The organism is Sedimentisphaera cyanobacteriorum, assembly GCF_001997385.1.
Taxonomy (GTDB): Bacteria; Planctomycetota; Phycisphaerae; order Sedimentisphaerales; family Sedimentisphaeraceae; genus Sedimentisphaera; species Sedimentisphaera cyanobacteriorum.
The window spans coordinates 717,527-735,855 of the sequence record NZ_CP019633.1 but is presented as its reverse complement, the minus strand read 5'-3'; the positions used below and the strand labels follow the sequence as shown (position 1 = coordinate 735,855).

General features: G+C 46.1%; 14 protein-coding genes. 8 read left to right on the top strand and 6 right to left on the bottom strand.

Features of this window, described 5'->3' with window-relative positions; all coding sequences use genetic code 11:
* Window positions 1-23: 23 nt before the first annotated feature.
* Together L21SP3_RS02815 and L21SP3_RS02810 are read right to left on the bottom strand one after the other, a co-directional pair.
* Entirely contained in the window at window positions 24-2,210 is a 2,187-nt protein-coding gene (locus tag L21SP3_RS02815; RefSeq protein ID WP_077539243.1) for a family 43 glycosylhydrolase, read from the bottom strand.
* A gap of 114 nt (window positions 2,211-2,324) precedes the next feature.
* Entirely contained in the window at window positions 2,325-5,141 is a 2,817-nt protein-coding gene (locus L21SP3_RS02810) for a LamG-like jellyroll fold domain-containing protein (RefSeq protein WP_161488070.1), read from the bottom strand.
* 355 nt (window positions 5,142-5,496) lie between these two features.
* Between L21SP3_RS02810 and L21SP3_RS02805 the strand changes: the two genes are divergently transcribed.
* Window positions 5,497-6,048 carry a class I SAM-dependent methyltransferase gene (locus tag L21SP3_RS02805; RefSeq protein ID WP_123785117.1) on the top strand — a complete coding sequence of 184 codons (552 nt, stop codon included), beginning with the start codon at window positions 5,497-5,499 and terminating at the stop codon, window positions 6,046-6,048.
* Window positions 6,049-6,075: 27 nt separating this feature from the next.
* Here the strand turns inward: L21SP3_RS02805 and L21SP3_RS02800 are convergent, their stop codons facing one another.
* From L21SP3_RS02800 to eno, 4 genes are all read right to left on the bottom strand, one after another.
* Window positions 6,076-6,969 carry an NAD(P)H-hydrate dehydratase gene (locus L21SP3_RS02800; RefSeq protein ID WP_077539240.1) on the bottom strand — a complete coding sequence of 298 codons (894 nt, stop codon included), beginning with the start codon at window positions 6,967-6,969 and terminating at the stop codon, window positions 6,076-6,078.
* The gene (larB, locus tag L21SP3_RS02795) at window positions 6,966-7,742 is read right to left on the bottom strand and encodes a nickel pincer cofactor biosynthesis protein LarB (RefSeq protein WP_077539239.1); all 777 of its coding nucleotides are present in this window, start codon (window positions 7,740-7,742) and stop codon (window positions 6,966-6,968) included. Before larB ends, L21SP3_RS02800 begins: the two co-directional genes overlap by 4 nt.
* A gap of 102 nt (window positions 7,743-7,844) precedes the next feature.
* On the bottom strand, window positions 7,845-8,804 hold the full coding sequence (locus L21SP3_RS02790) for a glycoside hydrolase family 43 protein (protein WP_077539238.1): 960 nt from the start codon (window positions 8,802-8,804) through the stop codon (window positions 7,845-7,847).
* 145 nt (window positions 8,805-8,949) lie between these two features.
* Window positions 8,950-10,245: a phosphopyruvate hydratase gene (gene eno, locus L21SP3_RS02785; RefSeq protein ID WP_077539237.1), complete on the bottom strand. Its 1,296-nt coding sequence runs from the start codon at window positions 10,243-10,245 to the stop codon at window positions 8,950-8,952.
* 415 nt (window positions 10,246-10,660) lie between these two features.
* Here eno and aroC point away from each other — a divergent pair, with 415 nt between their 5' ends.
* The 7 genes from aroC to L21SP3_RS02750 all read left to right on the top strand — a co-directional run bounded on the left by aroC (window position 10,661) and on the right by L21SP3_RS02750 (window position 18,297).
* Window positions 10,661-12,256, top strand: coding sequence for a chorismate synthase (gene aroC, locus L21SP3_RS02780; protein ID WP_077539236.1), 1,596 nt, complete (start codon window positions 10,661-10,663; stop codon window positions 12,254-12,256).
* Between the two features lie 98 nt (window positions 12,257-12,354).
* On the top strand, window positions 12,355-13,545 hold the full coding sequence (locus L21SP3_RS02775; RefSeq protein WP_077539235.1) for an MFS transporter: 1,191 nt from the start codon (window positions 12,355-12,357) through the stop codon (window positions 13,543-13,545).
* 24 nt (window positions 13,546-13,569) lie between these two features.
* Complete coding sequence (locus L21SP3_RS02770) at window positions 13,570-14,097, top strand: D-glycero-alpha-D-manno-heptose-1,7-bisphosphate 7-phosphatase (protein WP_161488069.1); 528 nt, start codon at window positions 13,570-13,572, stop codon at window positions 14,095-14,097.
* A gap of 18 nt (window positions 14,098-14,115) precedes the next feature.
* The gene (locus L21SP3_RS02765; protein ID WP_227806797.1) at window positions 14,116-14,946 is read left to right on the top strand and encodes an alpha/beta hydrolase; all 831 of its coding nucleotides are present in this window, start codon (window positions 14,116-14,118) and stop codon (window positions 14,944-14,946) included.
* A 165-nt stretch (window positions 14,947-15,111) separates the two neighbouring features.
* Entirely contained in the window at window positions 15,112-16,350 is a 1,239-nt protein-coding gene (locus L21SP3_RS02760) for a phosphoglycerate kinase (protein ID WP_077539233.1), read from the top strand.
* Window positions 16,351-16,401: 51 nt separating this feature from the next.
* Window positions 16,402-16,809 carry an acyl-CoA thioesterase gene (locus L21SP3_RS02755; RefSeq protein WP_077539232.1) on the top strand — a complete coding sequence of 136 codons (408 nt, stop codon included), beginning with the start codon at window positions 16,402-16,404 and terminating at the stop codon, window positions 16,807-16,809.
* Between the two features lie 144 nt (window positions 16,810-16,953).
* Window positions 16,954-18,297: an IS5 family transposase gene (locus L21SP3_RS02750; RefSeq protein ID WP_227806796.1), complete on the top strand. Its 1,344-nt coding sequence runs from the start codon at window positions 16,954-16,956 to the stop codon at window positions 18,295-18,297.
* The last annotated feature ends 32 nt before the right edge of the window (window positions 18,298-18,329 follow it).

The following is an 18,329-nucleotide window of genomic DNA, read 5'->3' as shown; positions in this document are numbered from 1 at the left end:
TAACCCTTTAAAACTAACCAAAATTATTGTTCAACCGATACAGGTGAAATTCCCTTATGAGTTGGCTCGGTTCTGATAATTTTTCCGGACTGATCGAACTTGAGCCTGTCTATACACACTTCTCTGTGATAACCGGCCGAACGCCCCATATCGATGCCTTTGGGGTATGTAAATCGATGGTACACAATATAGCGTTCGTCCTTGCCGGGTATGCTGACTGTAGAATTGTGGCCGGCTGCGTAAATCCCCTTTTCCGGCGATTTGGCAATAACCAGATTATCTTCAGGTATCATCAAATCTCCCGTCGGCGAATCTGCCAAGGCGTATCGCACGCGGTAATCGGGGCTTCTTGTGTCATTTTCAGACCAGAGGAAGTAGTATTTGCCTTTGCGGGAGAAAACGTGCACGCCTTCACGGAATGTACTGTCCGGAGTCATAATCTTCAGCGTATCCTTCTTGATGGAAACCATATCCTCATTAAGCTCGGCAGCTGCCAAATACCCATTGCCCCAATACAGATAGTTCTTGTTTGTCTTCGGGTCGCAGAATACGTCGGGGTCTATCTCCTGCCCGCGGTTTACCCCCTTCGGAGCAGAGCTGATTAAGGGCTTGCCCGTGTCAGTGAAAGTTCCAGCGGGCTCATCACAAACCGCAACTCCAATTTTCTGGGCAGCGGTAAAGTAGTAGAAGTATTGATAATCCCCGTCGATTTTCTTTTCTATTATGCAGGGTGCCCATGCATTTCGGTTCGTCCAGCTTACATCTTTTTTCAGGTCGAGGATTACACCTTCATCCTCCCAATCAACCAGATTTTCTGAAGAGAAGGCCTTGAAATACGTTCCAGACCAGCCGGTATATCCGTCGCTTGTTGGGTAGATATAGAATTTGCCTGTTTTTTCAGAATAAATCGCATCAGGGTCGGCATAAAATCCTTCAAGCACCGGATTATTCCATTGAGAAGCGGTAATATTGTAAACCTCTTTTTTTTCAGCAATATTTACGGTATATTCGACTGGTCCTTGGGAGAAATCCTGCTTGCCCTCAGGCATTATTGATGCAAAAGAGCACACGCTCAATTCAGGGTCGAAGCTTTTGAGATCAGCACCTCTTTTCACCGGAAGATGGATTATGTTATTTTTTGTATCAACTGAAACATTATTAGTTTTTACGTATTCTGAACCCGCTTTGAATGACAGATGCTTCAGTAAGCCCCATTTTTCAACCAGCCTGAGGTATTCGCTGCTTGTAATCGGCATTACAGTTCCGTGTCTTGGGTGGAAATCCATCGAGATCTCATCATCAATTACTTCGAAATTGAGAAGATCAGAAGAACGTGTGAACTGGTATCTGCCGCGGGTGTAAACATCGTACATCAGGATCCAGTCGCTGCTGCTGTTGAGCTTGAAAATGCCCGAACCCTCCACTCTATGACGCGAACTGTCCATCCGCCTGCTGCTGTATAGCCTGTAGCCCTCTGTAAGCTTGTTTGAAACAGCAAGCTTGATACCCGGGTTTCCGTCTTCTGCTTTATAGAACAAGTAGAATCTGCCGTCTTTTTTAATTATGTCTCCGTCAATGCATGCTTTGGTATTGCTGTTTTCGGGCGGGAAATAAAGCTGTTTTGGAGCAGATTCGAGTCCGGTAAAATTATCGTTTGCATAGGCGTAATATATCACATCAGGCTCATCGCTGTGTTTCATAGAAAAATAAACCATATACTTCCCTGCCTTCTGGTCATAGATGGTCTGCGGCGCCCATACGCGGTTCACATCGCCGAATTTTTCAGGGTAAGTTTCTGGAATATTAACCACGGAAGATTGCCAGTGGATCATATCCTTAGATTTAAGCATAATCATAGCATAATTATTCCACCCCATCTCAGGGACATACAGGTCAGTAGCCACCATGTAAAAAGTTTCCCCGTCTTCTCCACGCAGGATATGCGGATCACGCACGCCGCCTGTAGAGCTGATTTTTTCAGAAGAAATAACAGGCTCGTTTTTATTTAGAGCCTTGTAATTGAAGCCGTCGAGACTGAGAGCAAAGTGTATCTGCTCCTGTCCAGGGCCGTTGCCGGTGAAGTATGTAAATAAATAGCTGGAGAATTGCTCTTTTGTTTCTGCCTTCCCTTCATGTGGGGAGCTGAAAATAAGCAGTCCTGCAAAAATGAAGGTTAGAAATGCCAATTGTGTTTTAACTGATTCTCCCATTTTAATGCTCCTTGAGTATCTCAATTTAAGCTTGAGGAAAAGTAAAAAGGCTTTAAACCTTTATCCGTTTTTTAATTTTTCTAATTAAGCAGAAATTATTATAATGATTAAAAATCAAATCCAGTTTGAGGCGATTATGCAGAAATCTTTAAAATCAACCATACCGCTCGAATCAAAGTCTATTGCGAGACAGCTTTCTTTTTCCTTTTCAGAGGGGCAAACTGAAAGCCACCATTCTGCCATTGCACGCAAAACCTGCAGCGGGTCATCATCATTTGCAAGTCTCTGAATCTTCTCATGAGAAAGCCCGAAGTTGTAAATCCTGAAATCATCGATTTTGCCGTTGAAATACGGGTCTGAATTCCACATACTCCTGCCGATATAGCAGTAAGGCTGGGCAAAGAGCGGGTCAACAAGACTCACCGTCTTTTCGTCCTTTTGCTCTGCATTTACATAAAGCGCTGCTGTATCGCCTTTCAGCGTAACAGCCAGATGAGTCCACTGATTAACGGGCATTTCCGGTCCGCGGAGATAATAGCAGGCATCGCCTTCGAAATCACCCCATTTTGTGGTTGTCAGTCCGAACTGAACCCCTCCATCGCCGGAAACTGTAAGGAACATAGACTTTTCAATCTCCGAACCGAAATCAAACACCCGCTGCCAGTTATCCCCGCCGCGCCAGTAAACCCAGGCTGAAACGGTAATATCCTGATAATTGCCCGCTCCTGCGGGAAGTTTGACGTACTGGTTTTTTCCATTGAGATCTATGGCCTTTGCGCTTTTATATCCAGAGGCAAAACCGGGCAGGCCGTCTTCTGCTCCGCAGAGCTTGGCATCTCTGCTTCCGGCAAGATCATCGGCATTGCCTTCAAATGTATAATGAGCGGCCAGCTCCTGCGAGACTCGCAGAGGCTCACTCTGCAGATTCTCAGATGACCCTGCAGCCTCCACGATATAATAATAAGTTTTGCCGTTTTCAACGCTTGTGTCATGAAAATACAAGTCCGGGGGATAAACCCTTCCAAGCTCAGTAAAGGCTGAATCAGGCGATTCAGAGCGTTTTACAATATAACTGTCGGCACCCGCTGAGCCCCACCAGCACAGGGTAATCTGATTGTTGCTCCAATTTGCTCTGAGCCCTTGCGGAGGCGTTTCATCAGCCTGATGCTCTTTTGTGAATGTAAGCGTTCCAAGGCCGAACCAATCCACCTGAGATGGATGTATGCCGGTATCCGGCCAAGGCTCGGGCATTAACTGCTCTGCAGCCCTTCTGCTCCAAGGTGCGGCGATGCCCTTCTGCTTTTCATAATGATTGTAAACCAGCTCATACTGAAAGTATCCGCCGAGCCCTCTTCCTGCGATTGAAACTGAGCCCTCGGTGTATCCCATATCGCAGTTCTGATGGCGGGTGTAGGGTACGTCGCGTCCGAGGTTGTATTTTGCATTGTATTCAAATGCTCTAAGCACCCGGTTGTTATCATAGCCGAAAAGGTCATCACCCTGATTCCAGGCAATCTTGCAGAGCATCGCCATAAAGTACCATCCGCCAAGATTGTGCCCCTGGTCTCTGCCGGCCTCTTCCCCTTGGCCGAGCCCGTTTGGGTGGATATACCAAGCCGCCCGCTCAACCCTTCCGCTGCCCGGGCCGTATTTGAAAAAGTCTAAGGCCTGCTGGTAAACAGCCCTGTTATCGCAGAAAACGCCGATAGCCGCCATAGAGGCCATATTTGCGGTATCCCAGTTCAGGCGGTAGTGCGTGTTGCCGCCCTCTCTCCAAAAAGTATCGTGATGGCGCCAGAGGAAGTCTAAGTTTTCAGGGTAGAACACACGCATCATCATATCCTTGTAAGCCTTCTTATCTTCATCTTTCCAGCCCGGGTATGAGCTTAGCAGATCGCCTGAGCAGGCGAATAAAAAGCCGCATATTCCAGCAGCTAAAGACCTGTTCGAATTGCCCTTCAAACCAACCAAATCAGACCACACATTCGCTATCTCAACTGCCCTGTCTGCATAAGCTTTATATCCTGTAATATGCCATCTTATGGCCTGAGTGTAAATCAGATGCGCATCCTGCTGGCAGCGGGTATAGTTATCTGATTCGCCGCCTCTGGAAATATAGTCAACGTTGTATGCAGGCCAGCCGAGATTATTGTATGGACTGCTGAGAAGTTTATTCCAGCCTGAAAGCCATGGCTGCTCTTCAGCTTCTACTTTCTCTTTCATTAAATTGAGCTCTTTTTGACTGTGAAGTGCAGATGGATGTTCAAACCCTTTCGGAGGAGAGCTTAGGGCAGTCATATCGGCAGCAAAGGTATGGTCTCCATCAAGCAGAGCAACCTCACTGCCGGAATGATGATAAGCGCTTCCTGCCGGATAGGAATCGCTTTTGGTTCCAAGCCATTCAAAAAAATTGCCGCTGCCATTGCCGATTGCAATCTCAAAGCCGTACAGAGTATTCGGCTGCAGAAATGTTGTAAATGGCAGATGGAATGTGATGTAAGTACCGGGGCCGTTTGAGCTTTGCCCCCTGCCCGGGTTATCCAGTCCGCCCGCCTTAAAGAGCTGGGTTGTTACAACCTTTCTGCTGCTGCCTTCAATCCTTGCGACTGTTAGGATAATCGGGCCGTTATGCTTTCTAAGGTCCCAAAAAACCTGATTACTGCCCTCTACGATATTGCTTGAATATCCTGCCATCTGAACGGTAATCGAATTCAGTCTGTAACCGTGAGCTGAATTTGCTGTGGTGAAAGTTTGACCTTGAATCGGCTGATTATTTGCAATATAGGTAAAGCTGTCGTTTGCCGTGCCGTTATCGCTGCCTCCGCTTGAATTATTACCTGAACCGCCGATATTTTCCGCATCGAAATCGGCCCTGGAGAAGTTAGCTTCGCTTTGCGGACTCAGCTGCGGACGGGAATCTGAGTATTCCATTGAAGAATTAAACCAAATCTCGTGCGCGTAAGAATGAACATTGATTAAGGCAGTTAACAACAAGACATGCAGAAACGAGAGCTTAATTTCTGAGTAACATAAATTATTCGAATTATATTTTTTCATAACCCCTCGAAAATCGATTCCCTTTTAGAGGAAAACGAATATTAGCCGCACTTTTCAGTTTGCATCATAACCATTTAATCTGAAAATACGTTTTTTTCTAACCCTGATAATTCTAACCGTCTCAAAACAGTCTATAAAATCGCAGGTAATAGTCAAGCCAGACAAATTGACAAGTTTCAGCCTGCATATAAAATCGGAACAAATTAACATAAAGGAACAAGGTTTAAATATGAACAGCAATCACAATCACCAGCACGGCGGAAAATCGTCCGAACTTATAGTTGATACAGAAGCAGTTTTAGAACTTCTTGATATTACTCCCGGCCAGTGCATACTTGATGCCGGCTGCGGGAATGGATATATGACAAAACTATTCTCCGAACTAACAGGTAGCGAAGGGAAGGTTTATGCAGTAGATACCCACGAGGATTCAATCGAAAATCTCAAAAGCGATTTAGATTCAGACAACACAGAAGTGCACCTTGCAAGCATTACAGAAAAGTTGCCGATTGAAGACGCATCGGTTGATCTGGTGTATATATCGAACGTATTTCACGGATTTACAGACGGACAAATCAGCAGCTTCAAGAAGGAAACATCACGAATCCTCAAGCCCTCAGGCAGGCTCGCTGTTCTGGAATTCAAAAAGGAGGATACCGGTTTCGGGCCTGCTCTGAATATTCGATATACTCCAGAAGAGCTGGAAGATGCTGTTGGGATAAAAGCGGAAACCTGCTCAGCAGCGGGCAGTTATAACTACCTGTCGATATTCAGATTTTAAGAGCCGTCCATTCAGTAAAGCGATGAATCACATGCCGTTGGTTCGGAAGGCCTGCGGGAGAGCTTCAATAATATCAGAAGCGATCATAGCAGCTGTACCGCACTTATCCTCAGCAATATCTCCAGCTGCCCCGTGCAGATAAACTGCAAGGACTGCTGCATCAAATGCGTTTCTGAGCTGGTCTTCATCTGCCTGATTCCGCTGCATCTGCGCCCAGATAGCAGCTGTCATCCCTGTAAGCACGTCCCCGCTTCCGCCCGTGGCCATTCCGGGATTTCCGGTATTGTTTACATAGCAGTCTTCGCCGAAAGCAGCAACGCTCTCCGCTCCTTTGAGCACAACTATCGTGCCGGACTCCAGCGAGAGCTCGGCGGCATTTTCGAGCCTTTCATCAGGGGAATATTCCATCGAGATAGAAGCTGCAAGACGCTTCATCTCGCCCGGATGAGGCGTGAGGATTATGTTTGCCCTTGCCATATTCGGCCAATGGGGTATGTGTATGAGATTGTTTATCCCGTCTGCATCGATAACAATATTAAATTCAGGCACCTTTATCAGCTCAGAGATCAGAAGCTGAAGATTATCACCAATTCCCAGCCCCGGCCCAACGGCTATCACATCTGCCTTCTCCGCAGAAGCGAGAACTTCATCCACAGATTCCTTGCTGAATTTTCCTGTACTGTCTGCCCCTGCGGGTGTTACCATATAACACGGTTCGCTGGAAGCCGCAGGCAAATATGCAGGCTCGGGAACAACCAGTTCCACAAGACCTGCTCCGGAACGCAAGGCCGCTTTGCCGGACAATACAGGCGCTCCGGGCATATTCCGAGAACCGCCCACAATAAGGCAGCGTCCGTACATATTTTTATAGCCGTTTGAAACTCTCGGCTCAAGAAATTTTATGTTGGATACAATATTCATTCCTCACTCCGCTGAAAATTCCTGTTGATTAACGAGGCCGTATAGCCTGCCGAGAAGCCGTTGTCTATGTTCACTACGCTCACCCCATTTGCGCAGCTGTTGAGCATTGTAAGAAGAGCCGAAACCCCGCCGAAGCTGGAACCGTAGCCTACGCTGGTAGGCACAGCTATCACCGGGACATCCACCAGCCCTGCCACTACGCTCGCTAAAGCACCTTCCATCCCCGCTGCAACTATCACTACATTGCTCTTGCGGATTCGTTCAAGCCTGCTGAGGAGCCTGTGTATCCCTGCCACGCCTACATCTGCAATCAGCTCGGCATTCTGCCCCATTGCAAGGCAGGTTGCCAGGGCCTCTCTGCCCACTGGAACATCTGCGGTGCCCGCTGTTACAACGGATATATCTCCAGTAAGTGAATCGTAATGATTCTGCATAAGAGTTATTGTTCTGCCTCTCGGGTCGTAGGTTAGCTCCTCACTCGGGCATATTCCGCTGTCTCGAACTGCTTGATAAACCGGCTCTTCTGCGCGGGTGGCTAAAATATTCACCCCGGTTTCAAAAAGCTTGCCGAAAATTTGAACTATCTCGCCTGTGCTCTTGCCCGGGCAGTAAATCACTTCCGGAAATCCGCATCGAACTGAGCGATGAGTATCTATGCAGGCATTTTCTGTATGCACGAAAGGGAGAACCCTAAGCTTTTTCATCGCATCAGAAGGGCTCATATCTCCCGAGCTTACCTTTTCGAGAATTTCTTGTATGTTCTTATTTTCCATATATCCGCCGGCCTAATAATATTTTTGAAAATTATATCTCGCCTGAATCGGAAATGCAAGATTTCTGAGAATAATTCAAAACTGCTTGATTCTTTCTTAAAACTAGTCTATAAGTTTAATGCTGTCTCCGGTATCTTTGATTTCATGCAGTCTTGCCCTTGAATCAGGGCTCATAGTAGGTCTGTGCACTACAAGCATAAGGCGGCCGTCGAAAGTTTCAAATATCATCCCATGCCCGCTGTCGTTGGTAAGAAGGGGTTTTTCCTGCTTCCAAGGCCCCTCTATCCTGCCAGAAGTGCTTACTGCGAGCCCCTGGGTATAATTGTGATTTTTCTGCCAGCTGGACCACAGCATTAAGAGCTTGCCGGCCTTTGTCCTGTAGAGAAAACATCCGTCGGTAACATAAGCCTTGCGATTCTTATTTATTGGCGCTGCCCATGGGGCATCGGAGCCTCTGAAAAGCAGTTTGGGCTGGCCGGCAGTTTCAGATAAATCATCTGTAAGCCTTACTGCCTCAACTGTGCCGTCTAATACCTGAACCCATTCATGGCAGTAAACCATCCAAGGCTGCCCGTCTTCGAGAAAGAAAGTTCCGTCTAAGTTCATAATTCCTGCAGGGAGAGTGGGTTTTCTGGTTATCGGCTTGAAGGGCCCTTTGGGTGAATCGCTTACCAAAACCTGCGTGCTTCTCATATGTCTTGGCCGAAGCGGCTGCCCTTTGCCTTCCACAGACCTGTCCTGGTTATGCAGTGTAACGAAGAGGTAATATTTCCCTTTGTAGATATGCACTTCCGGTGCCCATGCACCATGTTTTAGATTCGCCCAGCTCTCGTCTGGTAGCTCAATAAACTTAAACGGGCCTTTCCAAGTTTCCAGATCCTTGCTGGAGAAGGCCTTTCCGCCTGTACTGTAAAGGTAATAAGTTTCTGTTTTCTCATCAGCAAGCACGAAGGGATCGTGAGCGTGAAAATCTTCCAGCTTTAGCCCTTCTTTTTGCTTATCTGCGGATAATCCTGATGCCGCAAGCAATATGCAGAATAAGAAATACAATTTACTGGTCATTATAACCGCCTTTCAAATACATTCATTTCCGGTTTTACAATATTAAATCGCCCAGACTTCTGCAAGCATTTTCCTTCGCAGGGCACAAAAAAAGGACGCCGGAAAGAATCCTGCGTCCTTAAATTTTTTCTTATATGAGCTTTGCCTACTTGAGGTAGAGCATTGTGTCTCTTCCGTATTTTGCATTTGAATCGAGGTCTTCAGCGATTCTGAGAAGCTGATTATACTTGGCAACTCGGTCAGACCTTGAGGGAGCACCAGTCTTTATCTGTCCGCAGCAGAGAGCTACAGCGAGATCGGCGATTGTAGAATCTTCAGTTTCGCCTGAACGGTGGCTCATTACGGCAGTGTAGCCGTGCAGCTGGGCGAGTTTAACAGCATTGATTGTCTCGGTGAGCGTGCCAATCTGGTTTACCTTAATCAGGATTGAGTTTGCAGCGCCCATTTCGATTCCCTTTGCGAGTCTGTTTGTGTTGGTAACGAAAAGATCATCGCCAACAAGCTGGCATTTATCCCCGCAGTCTGCGGTGAATTTCTTCCAGCCTTCCCAGTCTTCCTCAGCGAGCCCGTCTTCGATTGAAACTATTGGATATTTATCGATCCAAGCTGCCCAGTGAGCCGCCATTTCTTCGCCGGTCATCTTCTTGTCTGGATTGCTCTTGAAGAATGTATATGTGTTGTCTTTCTCGTTCCACATTTCTGTTGAAGCAGGGTCCAGAGCTATTGCTACCTGCTCGCCGGGCTTGTAGCCGGCTTTCTCAATCGCCTCCACGATTACCTCGCAGGCCTCTTCATTGCTCTTGAGAGAAGGGGCGAAGCCGCCCTCATCGCCTACAGCTGTATTGTAACCGCGGCTTGAAAGAACCTTCTTGAGCGTATGGAACACCTCAGCACCCATCTGGAGAGCCTGCTGGAAGCTCTCAGCTCCCACCGGCATAGCCATAAATTCCTGGAAGTCAACGTTGTTGTCAGCGTGCTCGCCGCCGTTGAGGATGTTCATCATAGGAACAGGCAATGTGCTTGCATTAGAACCGCCAATGTAGCGATAAAGCGGAAGACCAGCACTCTCAGCTGCAGCCTTGGCGTTTGCAAGAGACACGCCGAGGACAGCATTAGCACCAAGCTTGGTCTTGTTTTCAGTGCCGTCAAGCTCAAGCATAGTTTTGTCGAGAGTTTCCTGATCCATAGCATTCATACCAACCAGCTCAGGAGCTATAATCTCGTTTACATTATTAACAGCCTTGAGAGTACCTTTGCCGAGATAGCGTTCTTTATCTCCGTCGCGGAGCTCACATGCCTCAAACGCTCCAGTTGAAGCGCCGCTCGGAACTGCCGCACGCCCCATAGACCCGTCATCAAGCAGTACATCAACCTCTACTGTCGGGTTGCCGCGAGAATCGAGGATTTCGCGCCCTCTTACATCTACTATAGTTGCATACATTGCACTTTTCCTTTCGTTTTATGCATTATTATTAAGCTTTTTTCACATTAAAAGCAGAAACAGCGCCAAGTGTAATAAAGGGCTGGAATAAGTCAAGTAAAAGCGGATTTGACGCCGCATTTTAAGGCCGGAATTTAAAATTTCAGGGATAAAAAACTTGACCATAAGTTAGTTTCATTATAATTTAAGCCAATAAAAACGGGCAGAAAGGCCTGCCTGTAACTGCTGTTTTGAAAATTTGGCAGACAGACTGCAAATGAATCGTTTAAGATAATAGAAACAGACGATAAGCATACCGGCGAGTCTCAAATGGGATTCTGCTGGTTTTTTGTGCGCCGAGAGATTTTTGGAATGCAGCTGTTAGGTAAAATAGCAGCAGCTTTATGAAAAATACCCTTTAACACCAGAAGAAAAAATGAAAATAATAATTACAGGCCCAAAATGCAGCGGCAAAAGCACTATAGGTGCAGAAGCAGCCAAAAGACTTGAAATCCCCTTTTATGAGACAGACAGTATAATTGAAGAGCTTTACAGCCGCGAGCACAATGAGAAGCTCAACTTCTATGAGATATGCGAAAAGCTGGGTGAAACAGCCTTCCGTGAATACGAGAAAAGAGCAGTAAAAGAGGCTTCCGAGCTGGACTGGTGCATCATTTCTGTAGGCGGGAGCACCTTATTGGACTCTGAATCCAGAAGGCTTCTGAGGGATGATTCGGTTATCGTACTTCTCAAAGCCGATCTGGGCATCTTATGGGAAAGGCTGAAGAAAAGAGGCAGCTCTGTATATTTCAAGCGCCGCTCGCCTGAGGATTATTTCAAAGAGGCTGCGAGCAAAAAAATTGAGACACTCGAACCTTTTGCAGATATAACGATAGATGTTTCGGACGATAATGACAACCCGGGCAAGTTTATCAGCGCTGCTAGTGATTACTTTGCAATGCTTTCGAAATCTCCAAACACTTCAGGACAAATCATACGGGCGACAACATTCGGAGAAAGCCACGGCCCTGCTGTAGGCGTGGTTCTCGACGGACTGAAACCCGGGATTGAGTTCTCGGCTGAGGATATTCAGGCAGAGCTTGAACGCCGACGCCCCGGACAAAGCAGCGTTTCAACCCCAAGAAGCGAGAAGGATAAAGTAAGAATTCTGTCGGGCGTGTTTGAAGGCAAAACCACCGGAACGCCCATAGCAATGATCATAGAAAATAAGGACCAGGATTCCACAAAATACGACATTATTAAACACCTCTTCCGACCGGGGCATGCTGATTTTACGTTTTGGAAGAAATACGGCATACGAGATCACAAAGGCGGAGGCAGGTCTTCAGGGAGGGAAACTGCCGGAAGGGTTGCCTCGGGGGCTGCTGCCAAGAAAATACTCGCAGACCGCGGCGTAAAAATAACCGCCTCCAGTTTTGAGATTGGCGGCGTTAAAGCAGAAGAATACAATCCAAATGAAATTGAATCGAATCCGGTTCGATGCGCAGACAAACAAGCGGCAGAGAAAATGCAGCAGGCGATTTTGGAAGCCCGCAAAAACGGCGACTCACTCGGGGGTATTGTGGAGCTGAGGATTTCCGGCGTTCCTGCGGGGCTTGGAGATCCTGTTTTCGGCAAGCTTGATGCAAGGCTGGCCGGTGCGTTATTCTCGCTCGGAGCGGTTAAGGGGCTCTCCTTCGGAGACGGCTTCGAAGCTGCAAAAAGCAGAGGAAGCGAATTCAATGATCAGATGAGAGATAATGATTTTCTTAGCAATCATGCAGGCGGAGTGCTGGGGGGGATTTCCACTGGGCAGGATATTCTTGTCAGTCTTGCAGTGAAACCAACGCCTTCAATATCACAGCCTCAGGATACAGTGAATACTGAAGGCAGCTCCAAAAAAATCCAAATTGAAGGCCGGCACGACCCGTGCATTCTGCCTCGGATTATTCCTGTGGTTGAAGCGATGGCTGCGCTTGTACTGCTTGACTGCTGGGAGATTCAGCAAAGGCTCAGACCCGGCACAATATAAACATACGCAAATTTGACGTCTTATCGCTAAAAGCGATTGCGAATAAAAAAAGTTGGCTCAACTTTTAAAGCTGAAGCTGATTTATAGAAAGGGTTGATATGAAAAAATTGATCGTACTAATAGCAGGCGTCCTGATGCAGTCGGTATTAGGCGGGGTATATGCGTGGAGCGTTTTCATCCCGTCTCTAACCTCAGATTACGGCCAAAGCAACGGACAGGCCAGTTTAATCTTCGGAATCAACATAGCGGTATTTACTGTCGTTATGATTCCAGCCGGAAGACTGCTGGGCAGATTTTCACCACGCAAAATTGCCTTCACCGGAGCTCTGCTTTTTTCAATCGGTTATCTTACCGCTTCATTTTCCGGCGGGAACTTTGCGGTTATTCTCGGCGGCATAGGTATTGTGGCAGGTGCAGGCATAGGAGCCGGCTACGTCTGCCCTCTTACAGTTGGTATGAAATGGTTTCCAAACAACAAGGGGCTGGTAACCGGCGTGGTAGTTGCGGGGTTCGGAGGCGGAGCAATTGCATTAAGCTCGCTGTCTGAATATCTGCTCACCTCCCTTGACTGGAACGTTTTAGAAGTTTTCAGGCTCATAGGCTACGGTTTTGGCGGTCTTGCAATCGCAGCCAGCCTTTTCTTAAAAGAGCCTGAACTTTCTGCATCTAAGGATAAAATTGAAGGCAGAGAGAAGAAAATTGCCTCAAACTACCTGCTTTCAAAGCCGTTTGTGATGCTTTGTACAGGGATGTTTGCAGGCACATTTGCAGGGCTTCTGGTTATTGGAAACTTAAAGCCGATCCTTCTGAGCCTTGGACTTACAAGCGAAGCGGCCACTCTTGGCATTTCAATTTTCGCGGTAGGAAACGCATCAGGCCGAATTATCTGGGGACAGATTCATGACAAATTTGGAGTCCGCCCCACTATCCTGGCCTCTCTGGCTGCCCTTGGCTTGTCGGTGGTACTGTTTGCCTTTGAAATGCCAGAGCCCCTGCTTATAGCAGCTACGCTGATAGCAGGAATAAACTTCGGGGCTTGCTTTGTTGTTTATGCATCGTCAATGGTTGCGTATTTCGGCACAGAGCTTTTCCCGAGCCTATACCCAATATGCTTTCTCTGGTACGGTCTTGCCGGAATAATCGGCCCGGGTGCCGGCGGCTGGATAGCAGACTCCACAGGGACATTCACAATAGGCGTAGCTGTGAGCAGTTTGACAGTCTTTGCGGCGTTTGCGGTTAATGCCTTTGGACTGAGCTCTCCAATACGTGCAGAAGAAAATACGGCTTAGTTTTTATTAATTAAAGGAATTGCTGTGAATAATGCTGTTTTTCTCGACAGAGACGGTACTATTATTGAAGACAGAGGGCATCTCAGCTCGCCGGAGGATGCTGTTTTTTATAAAAACACATTTGAGGCTTTAAGAAGACTTCAAGAAAGATTCAAACTGTTTATAATCACAAATCAATCTGGAATCGGCAAGGGGCTAATAAGCCGGAATGATGTAGAGGCAGTGAACGGATATGTGAACAGAGTACTGCTTGAGAGCGGCATTAAAATCACTGAGACCTATGTGTGCCCGCATAAAAATGAAGACTTTTGCAGCTGCAAAAAGCCAAAGCCGTATTTTTTAAGGAAATCAGAGGCCGATTATGACATTAACCTAATGAAGTCTTACAGTGTAGGAGACCATCCGAGCGACTATTATCTTGCCGAAAATGCAGGCGGAAAAGGGATATACCTCTTAACCGGACACGGCTTAAAACACCGCAAAGAACTGCCTGAAAATGCATTAACAGTAAAAGATATCGGCGAAGCAGCTGATATTATATTCTCACAATAATTTTTTAAGGAGATCCAAGTGAAACATTTAGTTATAAGCCTATTGATTGCGGGCTCGCTTTTTTCTGCAGATATAGAGCCGGATAAAATTATGGTTTACAAAAAAACAGATCAGGCAGAGCTGACGATGCACATATTCAATCCGGAAGGACATAAGAGCAGCGATAAAACGCCTTGCATCGTGTTTTTCTTCGGCGGAGGGTGGGTAAGCGGAAGCCCATCGCATTTTTATCCTCAAGCGGAATATCTTGCTTCAAGAGGTATGACGGCAATGTGTGCAGACTACAGGACAAAGAAAAAATACGAGACATCACCTAAGGAATGCGTTAAAGATGGTAAATCAGCGATAAGATGGGTTCGTGAGAATGCAGATATGCTTGGCGTGGATCCCAATATGATCGCAGCAGGAGGCGGAAGCGCAGGCGGGCATGTGGCCTCAGCAACGGCAGCGCTGGATGAATTCAACGATAAAACAGACGACCTTGAGGTAAGCTGTCGTCCGAATGCTCTTGTTTTGTTTAATCCAGTTTTTGATAACGGGCCGAAAGGTTACGGCTACGAAAGAGTAAATGATTACTGGCGTCAATTCTCGCCTCTGCACAACATTCACAAAGATATGCCTCCAGCGACAATATTCCTCGGTACAAAAGATGATTTGATTCCGGTATCAACGGCAGAAAATTTCAAGGCAAAAATGAAAGAGTTCGGAAAAAGATGCGACTTGCATACCTACAAAGACTGCGTGCACGGTTTCTTCAATAAGAAAAAATTCTACGAAACACTCCTTGAAGCAGATAAATTTCTCACCTCTCTTGGATATCTTGAAGGGAAACCAACATTGGAAAAATAGATCCCTCAGCCCTGCTGAGTCCAAAAACAATATTTGCCTGAATTCGTAAAACTCACAAAATTAATCTATATGGTGCTTGATTTTATTGTGATTTAAAGTATCATTATTTGGGTTTATAATACTTGTTAATGTCTGTTGTATTTCTTAATTTTAAAAGGTGAAAAAATGGCAAAGAAAACAATTGCTGATATCAACGTGGAAGGTAAAAAAGTACTTATAAGGTGCGATTTTAATGTGCCTTTGAACGACAAAAAAGAGATTACCGACGATGCGAGAATCGCCAAGGCTCTTCCGAGCATCAAAAATGCCCTTGAAGGCGGGGCATGTGTGATACTTATGAGTCATCTTGGTCGCCCTAAAGGCGAAAGAAATATGGATTTCTCGCTTGCACCGGTTGCCCAAAGGCTCTCAGAGCTGCTTGGTAAAGATGTAATCTTTGCTGAGGACTGCATTGGCAGTGATGTGCAGGCGAATGCTGCAAATTTGAAGCCGGGCGATGTTATGCTGCTTGAGAATCTCAGATTCCACAAAGCAGAAACAATAAAAGACAAAGCCGCCAAGGAAGATCACCAGCTCAGAGAAGCAAAAGACAATTTCGCGCAGGAGATAGCAGATCTTGCGGATGTTTATGTATGCGATGCTTTCGGAACAGCACACAGAGACAATGCGTCAATGCTTACTGTACCGCAGATGATGAGCGGCAAGCCATGCGTGGCAGGTTTTCTTATCGAAAAAGAGATTAAGTTCCTCGGCGAGACAATCGAAGCGGGCGATAAACCATTTGTCGCTATACTCGGCGGAGCTAAGGTTTCAGATAAGCTGCAGGTAATTGAAAACCTCATGGATAAGGTGAACACGATCATAATTGGCGGGGGTATGTCCTTCACATTCGCCAAGGCAATGGGCGAGAATATCGGCAGCAGTCTCTGCGAAGAAGACTTTGTAGAGAAAGCCGGCGAGCTGATGGAAAGAGCCAAAGACGGCAACTGCGAGATCCTCCTGCCTGTTGATACGGTAGAAGCGAAAGAATTCAAAGCTGATGCCGAAAATAAGGTGGTGGAAGGCAGCATTGATGACGGCTGGCTCGGCCTTGATATTGGGCCTAAAACTGCCGATATGTTTGCAGACAAAATCAAAAACGCAAAGACCGTAGTTTGGAACGGGCCTATGGGCGTATTTGAGATGGAAGCTTTCGCCAAAGGCACAAAGGCGGTAGCTTTTGCGCTTGCCGATGCTACATCAGCCGGTGCGAGAACTGTAATCGGCGGCGGCGACAGTGCGAGCGCCATTAAGGTTCTCGGGCTCGAGGATAAAGTGAGCCATGTTTCAACCGGAGGCGGGGCATCTCTCGAGATGATGGAAGGCAAGAAATTTGCATGCCTTGCCATCCTTGAAGATAAATAAAGCAAAACCCTCGGGGCGGCACAACAGCCGCCCCTTTTCTTGGAGTAGAAGATGTTTTCAACAGTAGTTACCCCGCGGTTTGGTGATATAGACGGCCTGCGTCATATAAACAACTGCGTTATTCCGCAGTGGTTTGAGCAGGCAAGGAATCCGCTGTTTGAAATTTTCGTGCCGGATCTGAGCCTAGACCCGTCAAACTGGAATATGATTATGGCACATATTGATTTCGACTTCCTCGGCCAGATGTATTTTGGAACGGATGTGGAGATTAGAACGTATATCTCTAAAATCGGGAATTCATCTTTCCATTTGCACCAGCAGGCCTGGCAGAACGATAAATTATGCGTAAAGGGGAATGCTGTAATCGTGCATTATGATTTCGATAAGCAGAAAGCTGTTAGAATTCCAGACGATATAAGAGAAAAGCTTAGAGAACACTTATATCACGAAAAAAGCTAAATAGTCGCCCCTGAAAAAGTTTAAAATTTCCTTAAATTCTTTTCTGATAATGGTTTATATGATTGAAAAGCTTTCGAGATATGGTATAATATTGCAAGTGTTTATCTTACATCTATCAAAACATTGCAATATTGGGACAAAATAATGAAGGCAAAAAACAATAAAGCAGGCTTACTCTTTCAGCAGCCATTAAAACCTCTTGTAAATCCTGATCACTCTTTAGTCCAACTCTCAGAGGTTGTCAACTGGTCTCGCTTTGAAGAGAAGTTTGGCAGTTTATACAGTCCTGATTCAGGCAGGCCGGCCAAGCCGATTCGCCTGATGGTCGGCCTTCAGTATCTCAAGTACACTTTCAATCTCAGCGATGAAGCAATCGTTGCCGGCTGGGTTGAGAATCCTTACTGGCAGTATTTCTGCGGCGAAAGATACTTCCAGCACGAGCCTCCTATTGATCCAACCAGTATGACTAAGTGGCGTAATAAGGTAAAATCTGATGGTCTTGAAGAGCTGCTCGAAGAAACTATCAAAGCCGGCTTGAAGCTTAAGGTTATCAAAAAGAACGATTTCAACAAGCTCGTTGCAGATACAACCGTTCAGCAGAAGAACATCACTTATCCGACCGACGCAAAACTCTGCCACAAACTGCGCATTAAGCTTGTAGATCTTGCAAAAGCATCAAAACTCCAACTTCGCCAAAGCTACGAAAGGGTTGGGAAAAGGGCGTATGTAATGCAGGGCAGGTATCGACGTGCAAAACAGTTCAAAAGAGCTAAAAAAGAAGTGAAGAAATTAAGGAACTACCTGCGGCGAATTACGAAAGAGGTCGAGCGGAATATAGCAGGCAATGAGCAGTTAAGAATAATTTTTGATACATTGCTTCAAGCCGCTAAGAAGCTTTTAGCCCAGACAAAGAAAAGCAAAAATAAACTCTACAGTATTCACGAACCTCACGTCTGCTGCATTGGGAAAGGCAAAAGCCACAAGAAATATGAGTTTGGAAATAAGGTTGGAATTGTAACTACTGCCAAGAATAATTTTATCGTAGGAGCGTTGGGCTTTGAAGGAAACCCTTATGATGGCCATACTCTTCGGGCTAATCTGAAGCAGACAATGAATTTAATCGGGAGAGAAAAGCTTGGAGATGTTTATGTTGATGGAGGATACAAGAAACATGGCTGCGAAGATATTGGAAATGTTGAAATTGTAGAAAAGGGCTGGCGAAAAAAGAAACGAAGTATCAAGAGGTGGATTAAGAGAAGATCGCGCATAGAACCAACGATAGGCCACCTCAAAGAAGACAACAGGTTGGGAAGAAACTTCTTGAAAGGTGTAGAAGGGGACAAAATGAACGCCCTCGGCAGCGCTTTTGGGTACAATATGCGTAAACTTCTAAAGAAGTTTACTTTTGCCTATATTTTTATGCTTAAAATTATTGAATTTTACAGAAATTTGGCAATGAAAAGCAAATTAAAGACTCGATTAGCCTGATATATTTTTTTAGTTTCCCCAAAATCATTGAT